The sequence below is a fragment of the Neptunomonas sp. genome, assembly GCF_016744175.1.
Lineage (GTDB): Bacteria > Pseudomonadota > Gammaproteobacteria > Pseudomonadales > Balneatricaceae > Neptunomonas.
On sequence record NZ_JADGEV010000001.1, the window covers coordinates 203,798 to 222,431 of the forward strand.

Consider the following 18,634-nt stretch of genomic DNA (forward strand, 5'->3'; position numbering starts at 1 on the left):
CTGGCTGAATTTACTTTTAATGGGAATGTTCCGTTTACTCCATTGTCATTGAACCAGTCTCCCGCGCTAACTGAGTGGGGGATCAACTGGTGTGTTTCTGCCCATGCGCATCAGTATTTGATATTGCATGCTGCAGTAATTGAACGTAATGGAAAAGCGATTATCATGCCTGCGCCTTCTGGTTCAGGGAAAAGTACCTTATGTACAGCCTTAGTTTCAAAAGGTTGGCGTTTGTTGTCTGACGAGTTAACGCTAATCTCTATTAAAGATTCAACGCTGCAGCCTTTGCCAAAACCCATGAGTTTGAAAAACGACTCAATTCAGGTTATTCAAAAATTTTGGCCAGAAGCTGTTTTCGGACATCTTTGTACTGATACGGTGAAGGGTGTCGTTTCTCATGTGAAGCCACCCGCTGAAAGTGTTCGCTCTGCTTCAGTTGTTTCTAATCCAGCGTTTGTTATTTTTCCTCAGTACAAATCGGGTAACGACTTGCAGTTGTTGAAAAAAGAAAAAGCCTTCGCTTACATGTCTTTGGTTGAGAATGCTTTTAATTATCATTTGTTAGGGTCTCATGCTTTTCATGCGCTCTCAAAAGTGGTTGAGCAGTCTGATTGTTATGATTTTGTATATAGTGATTTGAACGAGGCGATCGCACAATTTGAGAGTTTAGTATCATGAGTGCAAGTCGTTTTAGGCCGCTGTGTTCTTTGCTTTGTGGTGGTGTAAGAGCTTCGGATATTTCACTAAATGAGTGGAATGTTATTGTGCAGCAGGGGCGCAGTACACACGTGTTAGGCATGCTTTATTCTAGGCTTAAGCGGCGTGGGCAGTTATCAGATGTGCCTGTTTCTGTGCAGTGGCATTTAGAGTCGGCGTCACTCGTTTCCGAAAAATATTTGAGAGATACTTTATTAGAAGTAAAGTATTTTATTCCTGTTTTTGCCGCATTAAAGCAACCACTTATTTTGCTCAAGGGAGCCGCATACGTAACTGCCGGGAAGCCTAGTTCTGAGGGGCGAACGTTTTCTGATATAGATTTACTGGTTCCTAAGGAGTCTCTTGAGGAGCTTGAATCTGCTTTGCAGTGGCATGGTTGGAGAGGGGTTAAGCAAAGTGCTTATGATCAGCGGTATTATCGAGACTGGATGCATGAAATTCCTCCTTTAATGCATGTTAAGCGCCAAACTGTTATCGATATTCATCATACAATCTTGCCTTTGACCGCGGCGCTGAAGCCAGTTGCAAGTAAGCTGTTAAGTGATGCGCGGGAGGTGGCTGAGGGGGTTTGGGCTTTATCGGATATTGATATGTTGCTGCACAGCGCAACGCACTTATTTATGGATACTGAGTTCGATCATGCTTTCAGAGATTTATTAGATTTTGATGGGTTGGTTCGCGATGCTACAGGACCTGATTTTAATTGGCCGGATTTGGTGGCTCGGGCAGTAGAGATGAATCTGGTGCCTCCGCTCTACTACGCGCTTAGATATAGCCGCTGTATGTTTGATACTCCAATGCCAGAAAATGTATTGACGAGTTGTAACAATCATTGGCAACCTGCTCTGCCAATGTGGTTTATGGATGGCTTGTTTAATAGAGTTATTATGCCTCCTCATGATAGTGCTCGTCGCCCAGGAGCAGCTTTTGCGCGAAAGTTACTTTTCGTGCGTGGGCATTACCTGAGAATGCCATTTGGGCTGCTAATTAGGCATTTGTTTCATAAAGCGTTTATTTCCCCTCTTGAAAAAGACTCTGTTACTCATTGATGTTTTTTGTTGTCTTCTAATTGAGTGTTAAGCAAAGTGATGATTTCAGATACAGCAATAATAATGTGATCTGATTCTATTCCTGCATGACAGAGCTCGTGGTAGAAGCCTTTTGCAAGTATTTTGGCAACTTTTTCCGGGCTTCTCGTGAAATCGCCAATAGGTTGCTTGTTTACGTTTTGCTCTCTTTCGAGTGCCGCTATCGCGAATTTAGACCTTAAAATATATTGCAGGTGTAGTACTTGAATTGACTTGCTGACAAACATGCCAAGAATGGTGGCAAGCTCGAGGTCTGGCTCGCCAAAGGTGCGTCCATCGGATGGCTTGCTAATATTGATTACACCTATGATAACTTCGTCTGTCCAAATGGGCAGGGATATAAATCCGCCGCTTTGTCTGGCTGTTGCGGCAAATTGGCTAAGTGTTATATCTGGAACTAATAACGGCTTTCCGGAACGAGCAACGTACTCCGAAATTCCTGAAGCTGAAGTTGGCTTGGTGTAAGCGCTGCTTGGGAGGGTTCCTGAGTGGGCATGAATACGCAGAGGAAAGGTTTCATTAGGGTGCTCATCCTTAAGAAGCATTATTGAGCAGTTTTCTGTTTTTAAAGTTTTTGCTAACAGACCTGCTAACTCGTTGAGAGATGCGTCGATATTTTCGTGATTGTGCAAAAAATTAGATAGACTTAAAACGCTATCAATAAAATCACTGTCAGCTTCTACTTCGATCTGTTCTGTCATGAGCTAATTCCTTTTTATTGCTACTTGCAAACCTATGTTTCTGTTGTTTTATTTATAGGAAGAAGTTTTTCCTGTATCAGTTCGTGAATAATAGTATGCAAGTTCTGAATGGTAAGAGTGTTCTGCTTGGTTAACCAGCCGTGTAAAAAAAGCCTGCTACAAATAAGATTTATAACACGGGGAATGCCATGACTAAAGCGGAAAATGTAGTAATAAACTGTCTTGTCTATGATTGGATTGCTTTGACAGTTGCAGTGAGTAAGCCGAAAAATAATGTATTCGCGTGTGTCATTTTCGCTTAGAGGAAGCAGGTGATGAGACGCCGTGATTTCGTCTCTTAATTGCGATTGATTTGAAGCAGCGATAGTGAAGCGCAGCTTATCTTGTCCTATAAGAAATATTTGTAATAGGGAGGCGTTACCTGTTTGTGCTTTGACGAGGATGCGCAACTCTTCTAAAGCGGCCTCTGATAAGTTTTGTGCTTCATCTATAATAAGAAGTGAGTGTCTTCCTTGCTGATGCTGTTCCGAAAAATAACAATTAAGCAAATGACGTAATTTTTCACTGTCATTTACTGTGGGTGCTAAATTAAAATTTAAGCAGATTTGGTAAAGTAAGTCTTCGCAAATGAGACGAGATGAAGTGATTTGGGTGAGGTTTGTTGTACTAGGTAAGTGTGCTATTAAATCGCAAATCAAAGTAGACTTTCCTGTGCCGGGTTGTCCGGTGACTACAGTAACGCCTTTTTTATGATGTAGTGAAGAATCTAGTGATGCTTTAGCTTTCTGGAAATCGGGATGTAAAAAGCAAAGGCCTGCGTTTGGTGTCAGACGAAAGGGGTCTGCGTTTAAGCCGTAATGTTCTTCGTACATCTAATCTCCAGCATAGGCTTTCGTATTTCCATGAGGGTGTGTTTATAAGGAATATTTAAATTCCAATATTGACTAGCTATTAGCAAAACAAACTAGAATATAGGCTTCTGTTAAGTGTCGGTGAATCCGCATAATGGTATGCTAAAGGTTACTCGTTCAGGCTTAGGGCCTCAAGTGCGATTCATTGTTTATCGTAGGATATTTGTTGTAGAGCGATAAAGTTTTTTTGTGGCGATATATCGCTAATGATGTTTTCAGGTTATGGAATAATACTGATGTATGAAGCTTATTATCATCTTACTGAAGAGCCGTTTCGTCTAAGCTCAGATTTTCGTTTTTGTTATGGACATAAAAGCTTTGCTCGAGCACAGGCGTATATGCAATATGCCTTCGAGCGTGCTGAAGGCTTTGTAATGATTACAGGGCAGCCTGGCACAGGAAAAACCACACTGGTAAATGATTTAGTTCACAGTCTTGAGTCTACTAGCAGTGTAAAAGTGGCCATGCTGACATCAACGCAAATGGAAGCTCATGATTTGCTGAGAATGGTTGCCTATTCTTTTGGGGTTAAAGAAGAAGTTGATAATAAGGCTGTTTTATTGCAGCGTATGTCAGAGATGCTTGTTAGTAATCATAAAAATGGTGGTAGAGCATTGTTGATTATTGACGAAGCGCAGGGGCTTTCTATTTCGGCTCTTGAGGAGCTTAGGCTGTTAACAAATATACAATTAAAAAGTGTTCCTCTTATACAGATTTTCTTGCTAGGCCAAGAGGGTCTTCAGGACCTGATACATGGGCCTGAAATGGAGCAAGTGCACCAGCGGTTAGTTGCAACTTGTTTTCTTAAGCCTTTATTAGAAAATGAAACTAAAGAGTATGTAAGACATCGCCTTGAGATAGCAGGTTGGAAAAATAATCCTTCTATAAGTGAATCTGTTTACCCCATAATTTTTAAATACAGTCAGGGTATTCCGAGAAGAATAAACCTTATATGTAGTCGCTTATTCTTATACGGGAGTCTTGAGGAGCTAAGCGAAATTGGAGTTAAGGCTTCAGAGTTAGTTATCTCAGAGCTTAGAAATGAGCAATTGCTACCTGCTGGAATAGCTCCTGGAAATGAGTTTGAGGCTGAAGATGTTTATGAAGATCAGGCTATACAGCCAGAGCCAGAGCCAGAGCCAGAGCCAGAGCCAGAGCCAGAGCCAGAGGTCCTGGTCCAAGTTCGTAGTACGGAAAGTGAACATGCCCCAGAGTCTTTTTATGTGGATCCTCACCCTCCTGTAGGTTTCTCGCAGGATGGTGTCCATTTTTCTGAGGATATTGTAGCGCTTACTAGAATGGAGGTTGTTAATCGAGATTCTTCTCAGGGGCGAACGGGGCTATTAGTGGTTTCCATTGCTATGGTTGCGCTTGTGATTATCGTCGCGCTGTATTTTGTTAGCCCTGCTGCGTTTACGAAAGCAAGGCATTGGATTGAGCATTCTCTAAGTGAAGAAAGCGTTGATGTAGAGTCGCGTCTCTCTGGTGTTGATGGCCTTACTTTATTTTCCCAAGCGGGTGGAATTGGGAAATCCTGATATGGTTTTTTATGAAGTTTAAATAGTAGGCGTCTTGGAAAAATGCGACAGATATTATTCTCTATGCTTTTGTGTATGTGTTGTGGGGCTTCTCAGAGTCTTCAGGCTGGCATGCCCTACATAGTAGTTGAGGCGCAGTCAGGTACTGTTATAAAGCAATTGGACGCTGATGTTCCTTGGTATCCTGCATCGTTGACTAAAATGATGACATTGTACTTGGCATTTCAAAGCATAAAAAAACATGACTTGTCTCTAAATACCCTTTTAAAAGTATCTGCTAGGGCCCAGGTGCAGCCCGCAATGAAGTTGGGGGTACTAAAAGGTGAAAAGATCACGGTTCGTAAAGCAATCATAGCTCTTGCTACAGTATCATCTAATGATGTGGCTGTTGTGTTAGCTGAGGGTATCAGTGGTACTGAGAAAAAATTTGCTGAAGAAATGAGCGCTCAAGCTCGGCGAATGGGTATGCGGGATTCAATGTTCACGAACGCAACTGGGCTTCCGGATGCTAGTCAGGTTAGTAGTGCGCGTGATTTAGCTATCTTGGCTAGGCGTCTACTGTTGGATTTTCCTGAGTATTACTATTTTTTTTCTAATCGCTCATTCCAGTACAAAGGTGAGTCGTTCGTATCACATAATAGATTTTTAAATACATACCCAGGGGCGGATGGGTTTAAAACGGGTTATACATGTGGTTCTGGGTATAATCTAGTCGCCTCTGCACGTAAAAGAGATAACCGTTTGATTGTCGTATTACTCGGTGCGCAAAGTGGTAAGCAAAGAGGGGATAAAGTAAAAGAGTTGATGGATCAAGGTTTTAAAATCAACCCGGATGCTCCGGGCCTTACTCTTTTGGCTCTTCGAGGTAGCGTTTCAGCTCGTTTGAGCGCTCCTGCGGTACTTAAGGGCTCACACTGCCAGCCCTTGTAGTGTGAGTGTATTCGGGAAAGGAGCATCAAGTTCTTTTTTCGGTAGCTTGAATGGTTTTTTATTCCGCTATAGCATATAGGACTCTTTTACGGGATGCCTGTATGCTTTATAAAGCTAATCTATTCACTGTCCTGATGTTGTTGCTAGTTGCGTTGACTACCCAGCTAGCTATTAGCACTGTAGAGCTTAATAAAGTGAATATCTCCTATGGAGGTGAGGTTGTTAGTTTAGCTATATCCGATTCTGCTGATAAGGAACGTGAGCTGGGTAATATCTTGGTTGTAGATCATGAGCTTGCTAAGGGTCAAATATGTAGTGAGTGTGTTGAGCACGCTCGCTGTGAAGAGTGTGATATTTGTACAGTCAATTGTTCTATTTTTAATGGTTACCTTCACTCCTCAATTATCTTTTTAGGTATTAGAGTTTCTTCTGTGTATTTTCCTGTTATTCCTCAAAAGCTGCTTTCACGAGCAGTGCGGCAAGACCGCCCTCCAATAGACTACGGGTTTTCATTTCGTTATTAACTCGAGTGATATTGTCAAGGAGAGCATTAGCTCTCGAATGTAAATGACACCTATTAATTTATGCCTTTTGAGTGTTCTTAAACCTCATTAAGGGAGCTTGTATGTATATTAAAATTCTAACGGTAATGATTTTGGCTTCTTCTGTGGCGCTTACGGCTTGTTCTGATTCAAGTGAATCTCGCAATCAGGCAGTGTTCAATGAGGAGAGTAAGCTACAAAGCGTAGATAGCAGTAAAGTATTTCGTGTTTATAAAAGTCCTACATGTGGGTGTTGTACAAGTTGGATTGAGCATATGGAAAAGCAGGGGGGGAAGGTTGATCCAGTCCACCCTGAAAATTTAGGTGATATAAAGAGCCAGCTAGGTATTTTGCCTATGTATCGGTCTTGTCATACCGCTGTTTCAGTTGAGGGGTATGTATTTGAGGGCCATGTTCCTTCAAGATATATTAACCAGTTTTTATCTAATGCACCGGCTGATGCGATTGGTTTGGCTGTTCCTGGTATGCCTGCTGGTAGCCCTGGAATGGAGATGGGGGATAGGTTTACTCCATACTCCATTCTGTTATTGAAAAAAGATGGTACTAGTTCGATTTATGCTCAAATTAATACTTTAGCCGAGCAATATTAACTAAGAGGGTGTGGTAGCTGAAAAGCCAGTATGTTTCCTGTGAACTGCGCTATTAGAGTTGTAATTTGTTAGCCATAGAAGGAGGGGGGACTTGATATCACTAGTGATAAGGGCTTTTCAGTGCCTTTTTAATAGCAATAATGTACGTGTTTATTGATGGATACATTCGCAAATGTTAAATGTGTTAAAGTTTATTTTTTCAGACCTTGTTGTAGCATTGCGTCTGTGTAGAAAATCGGACTATATATGCTGTTAATGATTGATAATTTTGACTCGTTTACCTTTAATATTGCGCAGTACTTCGGTGAGTTAGGTGTCGAAGTGCAAGTGTATCGTAATAATGAGATTAGCTTGCAGAAAATCGAAGCATTGAACCCAAGCCATTTGGTAATATCTCCTGGCCCGTGTTCACCGAATGAAGCGGGTATCTCTTTAGAGGCAATTGAATATTTTGCAGGAAAAATGCCTATACTAGGGATCTGTCTTGGGCACCAAGCTATAGGGCAAGTATTTGGTGGTATGATCGTACGCGCCAAAGAGGTTATGCATGGGAAAAACTCTCTAATCGTCCATGCCGCTCATGGCGTGTTTGAGGGGTTGGGCAGTCCATTGGATGTAACTCGGTACCACTCTCTTGTTGTTGATAAGGATTCGCTGCCAAGCTGTATAGAAATAACAGCATGGACAAAGACAGCAACGGGAGAAGTAGATGAGATCATGGGTTTACGGCATAACCAATATGATATAGAAGGCGTGCAATTTCATCCTGAAGCTATTTTGACATCCAAAGGGCATGAATTGCTGGCAAATTTCTTACGCCGCTAATAATAAAAGGATCATTTATGGATATTAAGCAAGCATTGGCAGCGGTTGTTGATCGCACCGATCTTACTATCGATGATATGCAAACTGTTATGCAACAAATCATGTCAGGGCAAGCAACTGATGCTCAGATTGGCGGCTTATTGATTGGGCTGCGCATGAAAGGTGAAACTGTAGATGAGATAACTGCGGCAGCCAGTGTCATGCGATCATTAGCGGTTCCTGTCACTATTAAAGCAAAAAATGCAGTCGATATTGTAGGTACCGGTGGAGATAGCGCTAATTTATTCAATGTTTCATCGGCCTGCTCATTTGTTGTCGCGGCGGCGGGTGGGCATGTCGCTAAGCATGGTAATCGCTCTGTGTCGTCTAGTTCAGGTTCTGCTGATCTTTTGGAAGCAGCAGGGGTGAATTTAGAACTTACGCCAGAAAAAATAGCACTGTGTATCGACGAAGTTGGTGTTGGTTTTATGTTTGCGCCGCAGCATCACAGTGCCATGAAATATGCAATTGGCCCGCGAAAAGAGATGTCATTGCGTACAATTTTTAATGTGTTAGGCCCGTTGACTAACCCGGCCAGTGTCAGGCATTACCTATTAGGTGTTTTCGATAAAAGCTTGTGCCGACCGTTGGCTGAGGCTTTGCAAGCGCTGGGTGCTAAGCATGTATTGGTAGTGCATGCTGCTGAAGGGTTGGACGAAATTAGTCTTGCTGGTGAAACCTATGTTGCGGAGCTTATAAATGATGAGGTGACTGAGTACTCCATTTTTCCAGAAGATGCCGGCTTAAAAAGGCAAGCGTTGACTGGTTTACAAGTGGGGAGTTCGGCTGAAAGTCTCGCATTAATAAAGGCTGCGTTCTCTGGTGAAAATAAACAAGCTATAGATATGATTGCATTAAATGCAGGTGCTGCGTTGTATGCTTCTGATCAAGCTGCAACAATCAAAGAAGGTGTGGCTATGGCTAAAGGTGTAATGCTGAATGGCTCTGCTGCGAATAAAATGGCTGAATTAGTGGCCTTTAGTCAAGGATTGAAAGAGTAAAAATATGTCAGACACACCAACAGTATTAAAGAAAATTCTACATCGTAAGTATGAAGAAGTTGAGCAGCGTAGTTATGATGTTCCTTTGGCTGATTTAGAGAAGCAAATTAAAAGTCAGTTAAATGACAATGAGATGACGCCAAGAGGGTTTACCAATGTTATGGCTCACTCAGTTGCGGGTAATATATCGGCAGTCATCGCAGAAATTAAAAAAGCGAGCCCTTCTAAAGGAGTGTTGAGGGATCCTTTTAGACCTTCTGAAATTGCAAAATCTTATCAACAAGGTGGTGCGAGCTGTTTGTCCGTATTGACAGATGCAGACTTCTTTCAAGGGCATGAAGATTATCTTAAAGAAGCACGTGCAGCATGCTCATTGCCAGTTATTCGTAAAGATTTCATGATGGATCCATATCAGGTATTTGAATCTCGAGCAATGGGCGCTGATTGTATTCTTCTTATCGTATCAGCACTTGAGGATGCTGAGATGGAGGAGTTAAACCGTATCGCGCATCAATTGGATATGGATGTATTGATTGAAGTGCATGATGGGGATGAATTAGAAAGAGCGCTGCGATTGGATAACAGAATGTTAGGGATCAATAACCGAAACTTACATACCTTCGATGTTAGTTTGGATACGACATTGGAATTATTACGGTATATTCCTGAGAATCGTATAGTGGTGACCGAGAGTGGCATACTGACGGTCGATGACGTGAAAGCTATGCGGGATCATAAGGTTTTCAGTTTTTTAGTAGGTGAAACCTTTATGCGGGCGGAAGATCCTGGTGAGAAATTAAAAGAGCTTTTTTTTAATTAGGAAACAATATAGTGACAATGAATGCGACAGTTAAGTGGGATGGAGATGTACGTTTCCAAGGAACCACAGGGTCTGGTTTTGATATTACTTTGGATGGAGAGCTAAAAGCGGGGCCGCGCCCAATGGAGCTAATGCTGCTTGGGCTCGGTGGTTGCACTAGTTATGATGTTGTCGGTATTTTGAAAAAAACACGACAAGATGTTGTTGATTGCGTTGCCGAAATTTCTGCACAAAGAGCGGATGCTGTTCCAGCCGTTTTCACTAAAATTCACGTCAAATTTATTGTTAGTGGGCGTGGTTTAAAAGAAAAACAGGTTGCGCGAGCAGTTAAGTTATCGGCAGAGCAATATTGCTCTGCTTCTTTGATGCTTGAGCGTGGCGGTGTGGAAATTACACATAGTCACGAAATTGTAGAAATTGTGGAATAAGCTGTTGCAGCGTTGAATATATTGGCGCTGCAATTTTCAACTTTCCTTTGATTTTTCTCCTTTAGGTTCTGATGATTTTTCTTTGGTAGCTGCTTTTCCGTTAAGCAGTTCTCCTTGTCTAGGAGGTAAGTCTTCTTTCACTTTGCGGGCAGGGGCGAGGTTTTTATACTCTTCTTTAATGGCATTTAGGCCGCAAGGTAAACCACTGAATACTTTTCTGCCTTCTGGGCTTTGGCACTTATACACAAAATCAGCGCTAACAGTAGAAGATAATGTTAACAGCGATATTGTTAACAGCAGTGGTTTCATAGAACCCATTTTTAACTCCGAAAGTGTATGGGGTTCCAATACCCCTATCGGATTAAATATAGCACACTCATTTTAATGAGAGCCTTGATTTTACGTGTATTGCATTTATTACTGTAAATACGTATAATTTCGCGCTCTCTTTGAGAGAATACTATTAACCTCCTTGTTTTTGGCACTGTTTAAATTTTTAAATAGCTTAGTTTGTCCAAAGACTTCAAACCGTAAGGAGCTACAATGCGTCATTACGAAATCGTATTCATGGTTCATCCGAACCAGAGCGAACAAGTTCCAGCAATGGTAGAGCGTTACACCGGTGTTATCGAAGGTGCTGACGGTAAAATCCATCGCATGGAAGACTGGGGCCGTCGTCAACTGGCTTACCCAATTAATAATGCTCACAAAGCACATTACATTCTGATGAACATCGAGTGCAACCAGGAAACTCTGGATGAACTAGAAAATATGTTCCGTTATAACGATGCTGTTTTGCGTAACATGATGATCCGTCGTAAAGAAGCGGTCACAGAAGTATCTCCAATCAAAGCATCTGAAGCACGTGAAGAGCGTAAGCCTCGTCGTACTGAAGAGCCGCGCCAGGAAGAAAAGCCTGCTGCTGCCCCTGTTGCTGAAGCGCCTGCTGTTGAAGCGGCTGCTGAATAATTTAACAATTAGGAGATATAAAGATGGCTCGTTTTTTTCGTCGTCGCAAATTTTGCCGTTTTACTGCTGAAGGTGTTACTGAGATCGACTATAAAGATCTTGAAGTACTAAAAGGCTACGTAAGTGAAACTGGTAAAATCGTACCAAGCCGTATCACAGGTACTAAAGCTCGTTACCAGCGTCAGCTGGCTACTGCTATCAAGCGTGCTCGTTTTCTTGCATTATTGCCTTACTCTGATAGCCATCAGTAAGTCATAGTTATTTGTTTCTGCCCTAACTGGACATTAATAAATAGCGCTTAAGTGATTACGGGGCTGGTTAGTGATTTTTCAGAAATCACATAATTATAAACCAGCTGAGATTTAGTACTGCAGTGAGTCAACTGCAGAACAAATGAGGTTTACGAGATGGAAGTTATCCTGCTCGAGAAAATTGGTAAGCTAGGTGCGCTAGGCGATAAAGTGTCTGTGAAATCTGGTTTCGGACGTAACTACCTGTTTCCACAAGGTAAAGCAGTCCCTGCAACAGCTGTTAATGTTGCAAAATTTGAAGAACGTCGTGCTGAATTAGAAGCAACTGCTGCTGAAAAGCTAAATGCTGCTAACGTTCGCGCTGAAGCGTTATCTGGTCTTACTGTTACTATCGCTTCTAAAGCGGGTGACGAAGGTAAATTGTTCGGTTCTATCGGTACTCGCGATATTTCTGAAGCAATTACTGCAGCAGGCCAGGCTGTTGATAAGAGCGAAGTTCGTTTACCTGAAGGTGCTTTGCGCCACACTGGTGAATTTGAAGTTGTTCTACATTTGCATGCTGAAGTAAATGCGACTGCAATCGTGAGTGTTGTTGGCGCGAACTAATTCGCAAAAAAACATTCAAGTAATGAAAAGCACTGCGTAGAATATACGTGGTGCTTTTTTATTTTCAGGGGTATGGTTTTCGATGGATTTTGCCGACTTACATGATGAAGAGGTTGCGAACGTTAAGGTTTCACCTCACTCAATAGAAGCTGAGCAATCTGTTCTCGGTGGTTTAATGCTAGATAACAATGCTTGGGATACCGCATCCGAAGTGGTTACTGAAGAGCATTTCTATCGTCATGACCATCGTCTTATATTCCGTGTGATGCAGAAGTTGGTAAATAACCAGCAACCTGTTGATGTTGTTACTTTGTCTGAGGAGCTGGATCGCACAGCTGAACTTGATAAAGCAGGAGGGCTCGATTATTTAGTTAAGCTAGCCCGAAATACACCAAGTGCTTCAAATATTCGAGCTTATTCTGAGATAGTGCGTGATCGTGCGTTGCTTCGTCAGATGATCAGTGTCGCGCATGAAATAGCAGAAAACGCTTTCAGTCCTGAAGGGCGAGGTTCGGAAGAGATATTAAACGATGCGGAACAGCGTATTTTTGAAATTGCTGAAAACCGTCCAAATCAAGGTGGCCCAGAACCCGTTAACCCGCTGTTAAAGCGTGCTGTTGATCGCATAGATTTTTTGTTTAATAACAGTGATCAGATAACGGGTGTAACAACCGGTTTTGATGATCTTGATGATCGTACCGCAGGCATGCAACCATCAGATTTGATTATCGTTGCAGCGCGACCTTCCATGGGTAAAACCACCTTTGCCATGAACCTCGTTGAAAATGCATTGATGGCAGATGAAAAACCCGTTTTAGTTTTCAGTTTGGAGATGCCAGCAGATCAGCTAATTTCACGTATGCTATCGTCTGTGGGGCGAATTGATCAGACCAAAGTACGTTCAGGTCAACTGGATGAAGAAGACTGGCCAAAGCTAACAACTGCCGTCAATATGCTACGAGATAAACCATTATTTATTGATGATACCTCGGGTATTAGCCCAAATGAGATGCGCACAAGAGCGCGACGTATCGTACGCGAGCATGGCGAGTTGGGGATGATAATGGTCGATTATCTTCAGTTAATGCAGATAAAAACGGGTAAGGCCAACAGTCGTACTGAAGAAATCTCTGAAATTTCTCGCTCCTTAAAAGCATTGGCTAAAGAGATGAAGTGCCCAGTTGTTGCGCTATCTCAGCTTAACCGTAGTTTGGAGAATAGACCTAACAAGCGTCCGGTAAATTCTGACTTACGTGAATCTGGAGCAATAGAGCAGGATGCCGATGTCATCATGTTTATTTATCGTGATGAAGTTTATAACGAAGATTCAGTCGATAAAGGTATCGCTGAAATTATTATAGGTAAGCAGCGTAACGGGCCGATAGGCTCTTTGAAACTGGCATTTATTGGTAAATACACGCGTTTTGAAAATTTGGCTAAAGGAAGTTACGCAGACTTTGATGAATAACTAGGCATCAACCAGGAAACTGCACTTACCGGTTAGTTTATGAGGGCAATGTTTTCATTATTGCCCTCATGTTACTTTTTAAAATTACGCGTCTTTTTCCATGCTGGATTTGAAGCCTTCAGGAACAGATACAACTTTGCGCTGTTCGTAATCAAAAAATACAATACCAGTTTTGGCATGGGCGATTTCTGCTGCAGTTTTCTTGTTGGATAGCACGTAATAGATATCACACCCGTATTTGTTAAAATCTCCAACGGTAACATCAAGCTGTATCACATCTCCATGAAAACCCTCTGCACGATAGACAATCGCAGAGTCGGTCATGATAATGCCTGCGCCTTCGACATCTAATTCAGTGTAATGGTAATAATTGAGGAAGCGAATTCTCGCTTCGTGAATCATCGAGAGTACGGCATCGTTACCTAAGTGTCCGCCATAATTGATATCACTTATTCTGACCGGAAGCTCAGTAGTGAATGTATAATGATCCGGCATGTCAATTTTAATTCGCGCCATATAGGTTCCTTTTAAATTACAGCAATTTCTAACATCTTAGCAGAGCGGGCGAGATGATAAACCTTTATCGAAAGCATATTTTCCCTTATCTTCTGGATAAGGTGTCCCAAAAATTGAATGTAGATAGGCAGCGTATTTTACCTTTCTTAGCAGGGGATGTTCTTGAGCTAGGGGTAGGGACGGGCGTTAACTTTTCGTTCTATTCTTCTAACATTAAATCATTGATTGCTATAGAGCCTGATGCGGTGTTATTGCAGCGTGCGGCTAAACAAAAAGCTGTGCTGGCTGCTCAGCAGGCGGATAAATTTTTTCTTGTGCAGGGTGATGGGCATGCATTACCACTGCCCTCGAATAGCGTGGACACAGTGCTTTGCTGTTTGGTGTTATGTTCTATTCCAGATCCACTACGAGCATTGTGTGAAATATATCGTGTCTTAAAACCTGAAGGCCATTTGGTATTGTTTGAACACGTTAAAAGTGATGATCGGTTAACGCATGCTTTCCAACAGGCTTTGAACCCTATGTGGCGTCCATTAGCATGTGGCTGTTGCCTGGAAAGAGACACCTTTCAGTTGATTAATCAGGCGGGATTTTTAACAGATAACTTACTGACATATCGTCATAATGCCCTTCCAGCACTCGTAGGTACGATGCTGGAAGGTGTTGCTACTAAGCCTTAAGCGGTTTGGTATTTTGCCGTTCAGTTCTTTAGGTAACTGTGAATTACGTCAATGATGCTTGAGGTCAGCTGATTGAGTGTCTCAGTATCCATGACATAGGGCGGCATAATGTACACGAGCTTGCCAAATGGTCTTACCCAAATCCCTTTTTCTACAAACATCTGTTGTATTTTGGCTGAGTCCACTGCTTGCTGTAGTTCAATAACACCTATGCCGCCTAAGCAACGTACTTCTGCAACGCCATTTATTGATGCTGCTGGCCCAAGGCCTAGCTTAAGGGTTGCTTCAATACGCTGCATATTGGATTGCCAGTCAGATTCGGTTAGCAGTTGTAAACTCGTGTTGGCAACTGCGCAGGCCAGTGGATTACCCATAAAAGTAGGACCGTGCATAAAGCAGCCCGCGCCACCTGCAGAGATTGTTTCGGCGATGTGTGTTGTTGTAAGGGTGGCGGCTAGTGACATATACCCTCCCGTTATTGCCTTTCCTAAGCAGATAATATCGGGTATTACGTCTGCATGTTGGCAGGCGAACATCTTTCCTGTTCTAGCAAATCCAGTGGCGATCTCGTCAGCAATTAGGAGGAGTCCATATTCATCACATAGCGTTTTTGCGGCTTTGAGGTAGTGCGGAGAGTAAAAGCGCATACCCCCAGCCCCTTGTACAATAGGCTCAAGTATTAATGCAGCAAGCTCTTGGTGGTGTTGCTCGATAATGCTTTTTAGAGAAGCTATATCGGCGTCATCCCACGCTTGTTGAAAGCCTATTTTAGGTGCTTCTGCAAAGTGGTGTTTGGGTAAAACAGCGGTAAATATTTCATGCATACCATTGACTGGATCGCATACGGACATCGCACCAAAAGTGTCTCCATGGTAGCCATTTCTAATAGTAACTAGTTTGTGCTTTTCAGGTTTCTCTAGTGCATGCCAATATTGTATTGCCATTTTAATAGCAACTTCGACAGCAACGGATCCTGAGTCTGCAATAAATACTTTATCTAAGGGCTCTGGTGTTAGGTTTACTAACTTTCTAGCCAGTTCTATAGCCGGGGCGTGAGTTATTCCCCCAAACATCACGTGTGACATTTGATCGATCTGATGATGTGCAGTTGCATTAAGTGCTGGGTGGTTATAGCCATGAATGGTCGACCACCAAGATGCCATGCCATCGATGAGCTCTCTCCCATCCGCCATTTTAAGACGAACTCCATTGGCAGAAACAATAGGATAAACCGGAGGTGGATTTATCATTGATGAGTAGGGGTGCCAGATGTGATCCTGATCATATTGGATTTGCTCGGCGCTAATGGTTGTCATCCTTTCTGCCTCTGCTATATGAAAATGGGCTCTATTAGAGCCCGATATAGGATGGAGTGCAAGAGTGTGCTGACTAGGTATAGGGGGGTATATGGTTCGATTAATCTGGCGTAAACACACGTCCGCTGATAATCCCTTTGACGGTTTTATAGAGAAGAAGGCTTACAACCACAGATACAGTACCAAGCATCAGGTAGCTTATTACAGCAAATCCAGGGATGCCTGTTCTTGAGTACATTACGAGTGTTGCTATGGTGAAGGCGGCAAGCGGAAATGAGTAGGCCCACCAAGACATGAAGAATTGAATGCGAAAAAATCGATTAAATTGAGTCATTAATAGCAGCACTAAAAAGGCAGCTGTGTAATATAGGATGCGTGCGAATCCATCTACCACTTCATGGTTTAGCTTCATATAGGAAAGGAAACCTACAGCAGGCGGAGCAATGAGTATAAATAAGGTGGGAAGTAGTTTTTCAGGTAATGCGTCATGAAAAATCATGCGGTTAAAAATTAGCGTCTTAAGAAGAATCCAATAAACAATACCAATACTAAAAAAGAACCATGAAATTTCGTAGAAGCCATGCTCCACACCCGATATAGGCACAAGTATATTCCCTACAACAGGAATGAACCATGCTGGGGTGCTATGTGCTACTTGAAAGTGCTGGTGGTGAATCCAGCGAGTTAGAACATTGATAGTAAATATTAATTGAAGAGTGCTGCCTAGTACCCACAAAAACCGGGATAACTCACTGGAAATCTCAAGTGTAGCGATGCTAGTCAGAATAATGCCAATAGAAAATGCAGGGAAAAAACTCATCTTAATAGGGTGGTTAAACTCAGCAATGACTTCAGGTGCATGGCGAATTGTTTTTAACAGGTAGGCGCTCACGATAACGGCAAATATTGTAGCTGATACAAGAAGGAAGATGTGCGAGATTATAGGTGGCAGCGCTAAAACGTGAGCTGCTTTCTGCCATGCTAGTGTTAAACCTAGCGTCCCCATTACCATGGCAAAAAAAGCTACAGGAAAGTGTTGTAAGCGTCTGCGGGTAGTTGTGTTTGCAGAAGGTGAATCGGGCATGTTGCTTTCCAATTATTAATTTAGAGTATTCTAATATAATAATATTTTTGTGCTCTGGGGCCAAGCTGAATTGTATTAATTATTTTGAACATCTTCAGCTATTTCTATCGAGTGTACATGGATAGCTTCATCGTCCGTTATTGACCAGCGAATATTATAATCGTGCAGACGGATACCGTATTCGCGTTCTGCTGAACGTTGATAAGCTGGGCGAGGGTCGCAACGCAATATTTCTGTAATCTGTTGCGCTATAGGTAAATCTGTTTTTTTATTAATAATATCGCACTGTTGTTTGGCATTATTATGAAATATGACAGGGATTTCTAGAGCTTGATAATTTTCCGCTAGCGTAAAGTGCGCTGACGGAATTTGATCAGAATAAGGCAAGTATGGCTTTATATCTAAAATGGGCGTTGTGTCCATTAAATCAGCCCCACTCACTTGTAGTTGAACCTTACCCTGGCTGCAAATTATGGCGTCTAGCTTGACTGCTGACAGGCCGATAGGGTTGGGTCTAAAGGGAGAGCGTGTCGCTAAAACACCGACGCGACGATTTCCTCCTAGTCTTGGAGGTCGAACAGTTGGGCTCCAGCCTTTATTAGTGCAGGCGCTAAAGATAAATATTAGCCAAATATGTGAGCAACCTTCTAGCCCTCTGACAATTTCTTCAGAGGCAAAATCAGGCAGTAGTTCAATAGTCGCCCGCATTGATTCAGCTAGCCCTGGTTGACGAGGAATTCCAAATTTTTCTTTAAATCCAGAATGGATTACGCCTATCGGTTCGAAGTTCATTAATACAGTCACTGTCCATTGAGTACTTTTGAAGTGGTTTTTGTTAATCAGAAGTTAAATAATAAGTGCATCAAACAGTAATTTTAGACCCATTATAAACAAGAATGCATAGCAGAGTTGATAGAACCATTTGTCGGGTATTTTATGATGCAAGCGGACGCCTAGTAATACCCCTATCGGGGCGAAGATGGCTAAGGCTGCGGCTGTGCTTAATGTCTCATAAGTAAACTGCCCTAAAAAGGTGTAAGGCATTAGTTTTATAAAGTTGATGGTACTAAAGAAAATAATACTGGTGCCGACGTAATCATATTTTTCTAACTTCAAGGGTAGTAGGTAAGCGTTGAGTGGCGCTCCTCCAGCATGTACACCAAAGCTAGTAAAACCAGCAACGGTTCCCCAAAAGCTACCCCGTAATCGGCTAGGTTTCTTAGGCTCACTATTTTTAGGTTTTAGCCAGAAGTTAAGTGAAAAAGTAACGGCAATGAGTCCAACAATAATACGGATACTATCAGCTGAAAAGTATTTAAAAGTCAATGCACCAATAATGATACCAACACAGGCTGAGGGAAGTAATGTTTGCAAGGCATGGCGGTTTGCTTTGCCTCGAAAGCTCCATATGCCGACGATATCCATTAAGCAGAGAATGGGCAGTAAAATTGCAGCTGCTTGTTGGGGGGCTATTATCAGCGCCATAATTGGCACGCCGAGCAAGCCGAGACCTCCACCGAACCCTCCTTTAGAAATGGCGGTAATCAATACTGCGGGTATGGCAACAGCATAAAACCATGGATCAGAGATCAT

23 protein-coding genes are annotated in these 18,634 nt (G+C 42.4%); 15 read left to right on the top strand and 8 right to left on the bottom strand.

Annotated features, from left to right (window positions below):
• Nucleotides 1–678: HprK-related kinase A (locus QZZ55_RS00920; RefSeq protein WP_293264335.1), on the top strand; the 678-nt coding region annotated here is incomplete at its 5' end.
• Entirely contained in the window at nt 675–1,766 is a 1,092-nt protein-coding gene (locus QZZ55_RS00925; RefSeq protein ID WP_293264337.1) for a nucleotidyltransferase family protein, read from the top strand. The genes QZZ55_RS00920 and QZZ55_RS00925, both read left to right, overlap by 4 nt.
• On the opposite strand, the gene QZZ55_RS00930 is transcribed toward QZZ55_RS00925, so the two are convergent.
• Both QZZ55_RS00930 and QZZ55_RS00935 read right to left on the bottom strand, forming a co-directional pair.
• Entirely contained in the window at nt 1,760–2,506 is a 747-nt protein-coding gene (locus QZZ55_RS00930; RefSeq protein ID WP_293264339.1) for a GAF domain-containing protein, read from the bottom strand. The two genes, QZZ55_RS00925 and QZZ55_RS00930, sit on opposite strands and share 7 nt — an antisense overlap.
• A 32-nt stretch (nt 2,507–2,538) precedes the next feature.
• Nucleotides 2,539–3,378, bottom strand: a complete 840-nt coding sequence (locus QZZ55_RS00935; protein WP_293264341.1) for an AAA family ATPase — start codon at nt 3,376–3,378, stop codon at nt 2,539–2,541.
• A gap of 245 nt (nt 3,379–3,623) precedes the next feature.
• Between QZZ55_RS00935 and QZZ55_RS00940 the strand changes: the two genes are divergently transcribed.
• The 8 genes from QZZ55_RS00940 (at nt 3,624) to QZZ55_RS00975 (ending at nt 10,151) form a co-directional block, all read left to right on the top strand.
• Nucleotides 3,624–4,955, top strand: coding sequence for an AAA family ATPase (locus QZZ55_RS00940; protein ID WP_293264343.1), 1,332 nt, complete (start codon nt 3,624–3,626; stop codon nt 4,953–4,955).
• 42 nt (nt 4,956–4,997) lie between these two features.
• Nucleotides 4,998–5,885 (top strand): D-alanyl-D-alanine carboxypeptidase family protein, encoded by an 888-nt coding sequence (locus QZZ55_RS00945; RefSeq protein WP_293264345.1) that lies wholly within the window; start codon nt 4,998–5,000, stop codon nt 5,883–5,885.
• A gap of 101 nt (nt 5,886–5,986) precedes the next feature.
• Entirely contained in the window at nt 5,987–6,409 is a 423-nt protein-coding gene (locus QZZ55_RS00950) for a hypothetical protein (RefSeq protein ID WP_293264347.1), read from the top strand.
• A gap of 101 nt (nt 6,410–6,510) precedes the next feature.
• Nucleotides 6,511–7,038 (top strand): DUF411 domain-containing protein, encoded by a 528-nt coding sequence (locus QZZ55_RS00955; RefSeq protein WP_293264349.1) that lies wholly within the window; start codon nt 6,511–6,513, stop codon nt 7,036–7,038.
• A gap of 246 nt (nt 7,039–7,284) precedes the next feature.
• Nucleotides 7,285–7,863: an aminodeoxychorismate/anthranilate synthase component II gene (locus QZZ55_RS00960; protein WP_293264351.1), complete on the top strand. Its 579-nt coding sequence runs from the start codon at nt 7,285–7,287 to the stop codon at nt 7,861–7,863.
• Nucleotides 7,864–7,880: 17 nt separating this feature from the next.
• On the top strand, nt 7,881–8,903 hold the full coding sequence (gene trpD, locus QZZ55_RS00965; protein WP_293264353.1) for an anthranilate phosphoribosyltransferase: 1,023 nt from the start codon (nt 7,881–7,883) through the stop codon (nt 8,901–8,903).
• 4 nt (nt 8,904–8,907) lie between these two features.
• On the top strand, nt 8,908–9,723 hold the full coding sequence (gene trpC / locus QZZ55_RS00970; RefSeq protein WP_293264355.1) for an indole-3-glycerol phosphate synthase TrpC: 816 nt from the start codon (nt 8,908–8,910) through the stop codon (nt 9,721–9,723).
• 17 nt (nt 9,724–9,740) lie between these two features.
• On the top strand, nt 9,741–10,151 hold the full coding sequence (locus QZZ55_RS00975) for an OsmC family protein (protein WP_293264357.1): 411 nt from the start codon (nt 9,741–9,743) through the stop codon (nt 10,149–10,151).
• 36 nt (nt 10,152–10,187) lie between these two features.
• Here QZZ55_RS00975 and QZZ55_RS00980 read toward each other — a convergent pair whose 3' ends face one another.
• Nucleotides 10,188–10,469, bottom strand: a complete 282-nt coding sequence (locus QZZ55_RS00980) for a hypothetical protein (protein ID WP_293264359.1) — start codon at nt 10,467–10,469, stop codon at nt 10,188–10,190.
• A gap of 225 nt (nt 10,470–10,694) precedes the next feature.
• Here QZZ55_RS00980 and rpsF point away from each other — a divergent pair, with 225 nt between their 5' ends.
• The 4 genes from rpsF (at nt 10,695) to dnaB (ending at nt 13,445) form a co-directional block, all read left to right on the top strand.
• The gene (gene rpsF / locus QZZ55_RS00985; protein WP_028469697.1) at nt 10,695–11,120 is read left to right on the top strand and encodes a 30S ribosomal protein S6; all 426 of its coding nucleotides are present in this window, start codon (nt 10,695–10,697) and stop codon (nt 11,118–11,120) included.
• A gap of 23 nt (nt 11,121–11,143) precedes the next feature.
• The gene (gene rpsR, locus QZZ55_RS00990; RefSeq protein ID WP_028469698.1) at nt 11,144–11,371 is read left to right on the top strand and encodes a 30S ribosomal protein S18; all 228 of its coding nucleotides are present in this window, start codon (nt 11,144–11,146) and stop codon (nt 11,369–11,371) included.
• A 156-nt stretch (nt 11,372–11,527) separates the two neighbouring features.
• Entirely contained in the window at nt 11,528–11,977 is a 450-nt protein-coding gene (rplI, locus tag QZZ55_RS00995; protein WP_293264368.1) for a 50S ribosomal protein L9, read from the top strand.
• A gap of 82 nt (nt 11,978–12,059) precedes the next feature.
• Entirely contained in the window at nt 12,060–13,445 is a 1,386-nt protein-coding gene (dnaB, locus tag QZZ55_RS01000; RefSeq protein WP_293264370.1) for a replicative DNA helicase, read from the top strand.
• Between the two features lie 84 nt (nt 13,446–13,529).
• On the opposite strand, the gene QZZ55_RS01005 is transcribed toward dnaB, so the two are convergent.
• Complete coding sequence (locus QZZ55_RS01005) at nt 13,530–13,961, bottom strand: thioesterase family protein (RefSeq protein WP_293264372.1); 432 nt, start codon at nt 13,959–13,961, stop codon at nt 13,530–13,532.
• A 53-nt stretch (nt 13,962–14,014) separates the two neighbouring features.
• Between QZZ55_RS01005 and QZZ55_RS01010 the strand changes: the two genes are divergently transcribed.
• Complete coding sequence (locus QZZ55_RS01010; protein WP_293264374.1) at nt 14,015–14,641, top strand: class I SAM-dependent methyltransferase; 627 nt, start codon at nt 14,015–14,017, stop codon at nt 14,639–14,641.
• Between the two features lie 20 nt (nt 14,642–14,661).
• Here the strand turns inward: QZZ55_RS01010 and bioA are convergent, their stop codons facing one another.
• The 4 genes from bioA to QZZ55_RS01030 form a co-directional block, all read right to left on the bottom strand.
• Complete coding sequence (gene bioA, locus QZZ55_RS01015; RefSeq protein ID WP_293264376.1) at nt 14,662–15,957, bottom strand: adenosylmethionine--8-amino-7-oxononanoate transaminase; 1,296 nt, start codon at nt 15,955–15,957, stop codon at nt 14,662–14,664.
• A 100-nt stretch (nt 15,958–16,057) separates the two neighbouring features.
• Nucleotides 16,058–17,041 (bottom strand): SLAC1 anion channel family protein, encoded by a 984-nt coding sequence (locus QZZ55_RS01020; RefSeq protein WP_293264378.1) that lies wholly within the window; start codon nt 17,039–17,041, stop codon nt 16,058–16,060.
• A 75-nt stretch (nt 17,042–17,116) separates the two neighbouring features.
• Complete coding sequence (gene tsaA, locus QZZ55_RS01025; RefSeq protein ID WP_293264380.1) at nt 17,117–17,833, bottom strand: tRNA (N6-threonylcarbamoyladenosine(37)-N6)-methyltransferase TrmO; 717 nt, start codon at nt 17,831–17,833, stop codon at nt 17,117–17,119.
• Between the two features lie 54 nt (nt 17,834–17,887).
• Nucleotides 17,888–18,634, bottom strand: a 747-nt coding sequence (locus QZZ55_RS01030; protein ID WP_293264382.1) for a sulfite exporter TauE/SafE family protein, incomplete at its 5' end; no start/stop codon positions are given.

Excerpts from the sequence above, each read along its gene's own strand:
- rplI (WP_293264368.1), top strand. The coding sequence starts at position 11,528 with ATGGAAGTTATCCTGCTCGAGAAAATTGGTAAGCTAGGTGCGCTAGGC.
- QZZ55_RS00945 (WP_293264345.1), top strand. The coding sequence starts at position 4,998 with ATGCGACAGATATTATTCTCTATGCTTTTGTGTATGTGTTGTGGGGCT.
- QZZ55_RS01010 (WP_293264374.1), top strand. The coding sequence starts at position 14,015 with ATGATAAACCTTTATCGAAAGCATATTTTCCCTTATCTTCTGGATAAG.
- QZZ55_RS01005 (WP_293264372.1), bottom strand. The coding sequence starts at position 13,961 with ATGGCGCGAATTAAAATTGACATGCCGGATCATTATACATTCACTACT.
- trpC (WP_293264355.1), top strand. The coding sequence starts at position 8,908 with ATGTCAGACACACCAACAGTATTAAAGAAAATTCTACATCGTAAGTAT.
- trpD (WP_293264353.1), top strand. The coding sequence starts at position 7,881 with ATGGATATTAAGCAAGCATTGGCAGCGGTTGTTGATCGCACCGATCTT.
- QZZ55_RS00980 (WP_293264359.1), bottom strand. The coding sequence starts at position 10,469 with ATGGGTTCTATGAAACCACTGCTGTTAACAATATCGCTGTTAACATTA.
- rpsF (WP_028469697.1), top strand. The coding sequence starts at position 10,695 with ATGCGTCATTACGAAATCGTATTCATGGTTCATCCGAACCAGAGCGAA.
- QZZ55_RS00975 (WP_293264357.1), top strand. The coding sequence starts at position 9,741 with ATGAATGCGACAGTTAAGTGGGATGGAGATGTACGTTTCCAAGGAACC.
- QZZ55_RS00950 (WP_293264347.1), top strand. The coding sequence starts at position 5,987 with ATGCTTTATAAAGCTAATCTATTCACTGTCCTGATGTTGTTGCTAGTT.
- QZZ55_RS00930 (WP_293264339.1), bottom strand. The coding sequence starts at position 2,506 with ATGACAGAACAGATCGAAGTAGAAGCTGACAGTGATTTTATTGATAGC.
- QZZ55_RS00955 (WP_293264349.1), top strand. The coding sequence starts at position 6,511 with ATGTATATTAAAATTCTAACGGTAATGATTTTGGCTTCTTCTGTGGCG.
- QZZ55_RS00935 (WP_293264341.1), bottom strand. The coding sequence starts at position 3,378 with ATGTACGAAGAACATTACGGCTTAAACGCAGACCCCTTTCGTCTGACA.
- QZZ55_RS00960 (WP_293264351.1), top strand. The coding sequence starts at position 7,285 with ATGCTGTTAATGATTGATAATTTTGACTCGTTTACCTTTAATATTGCG.
- tsaA (WP_293264380.1), bottom strand. The coding sequence starts at position 17,833 with ATGAACTTCGAACCGATAGGCGTAATCCATTCTGGATTTAAAGAAAAA.
- bioA (WP_293264376.1), bottom strand. The coding sequence starts at position 15,957 with ATGACAACCATTAGCGCCGAGCAAATCCAATATGATCAGGATCACATC.
- QZZ55_RS00925 (WP_293264337.1), top strand. The coding sequence starts at position 675 with ATGAGTGCAAGTCGTTTTAGGCCGCTGTGTTCTTTGCTTTGTGGTGGT.
- dnaB (WP_293264370.1), top strand. The coding sequence starts at position 12,060 with ATGGATTTTGCCGACTTACATGATGAAGAGGTTGCGAACGTTAAGGTT.
- QZZ55_RS01020 (WP_293264378.1), bottom strand. The coding sequence starts at position 17,041 with ATGCCCGATTCACCTTCTGCAAACACAACTACCCGCAGACGCTTACAA.
- QZZ55_RS00940 (WP_293264343.1), top strand. The coding sequence starts at position 3,624 with ATGATGTTTTCAGGTTATGGAATAATACTGATGTATGAAGCTTATTAT.
- rpsR (WP_028469698.1), top strand. The coding sequence starts at position 11,144 with ATGGCTCGTTTTTTTCGTCGTCGCAAATTTTGCCGTTTTACTGCTGAA.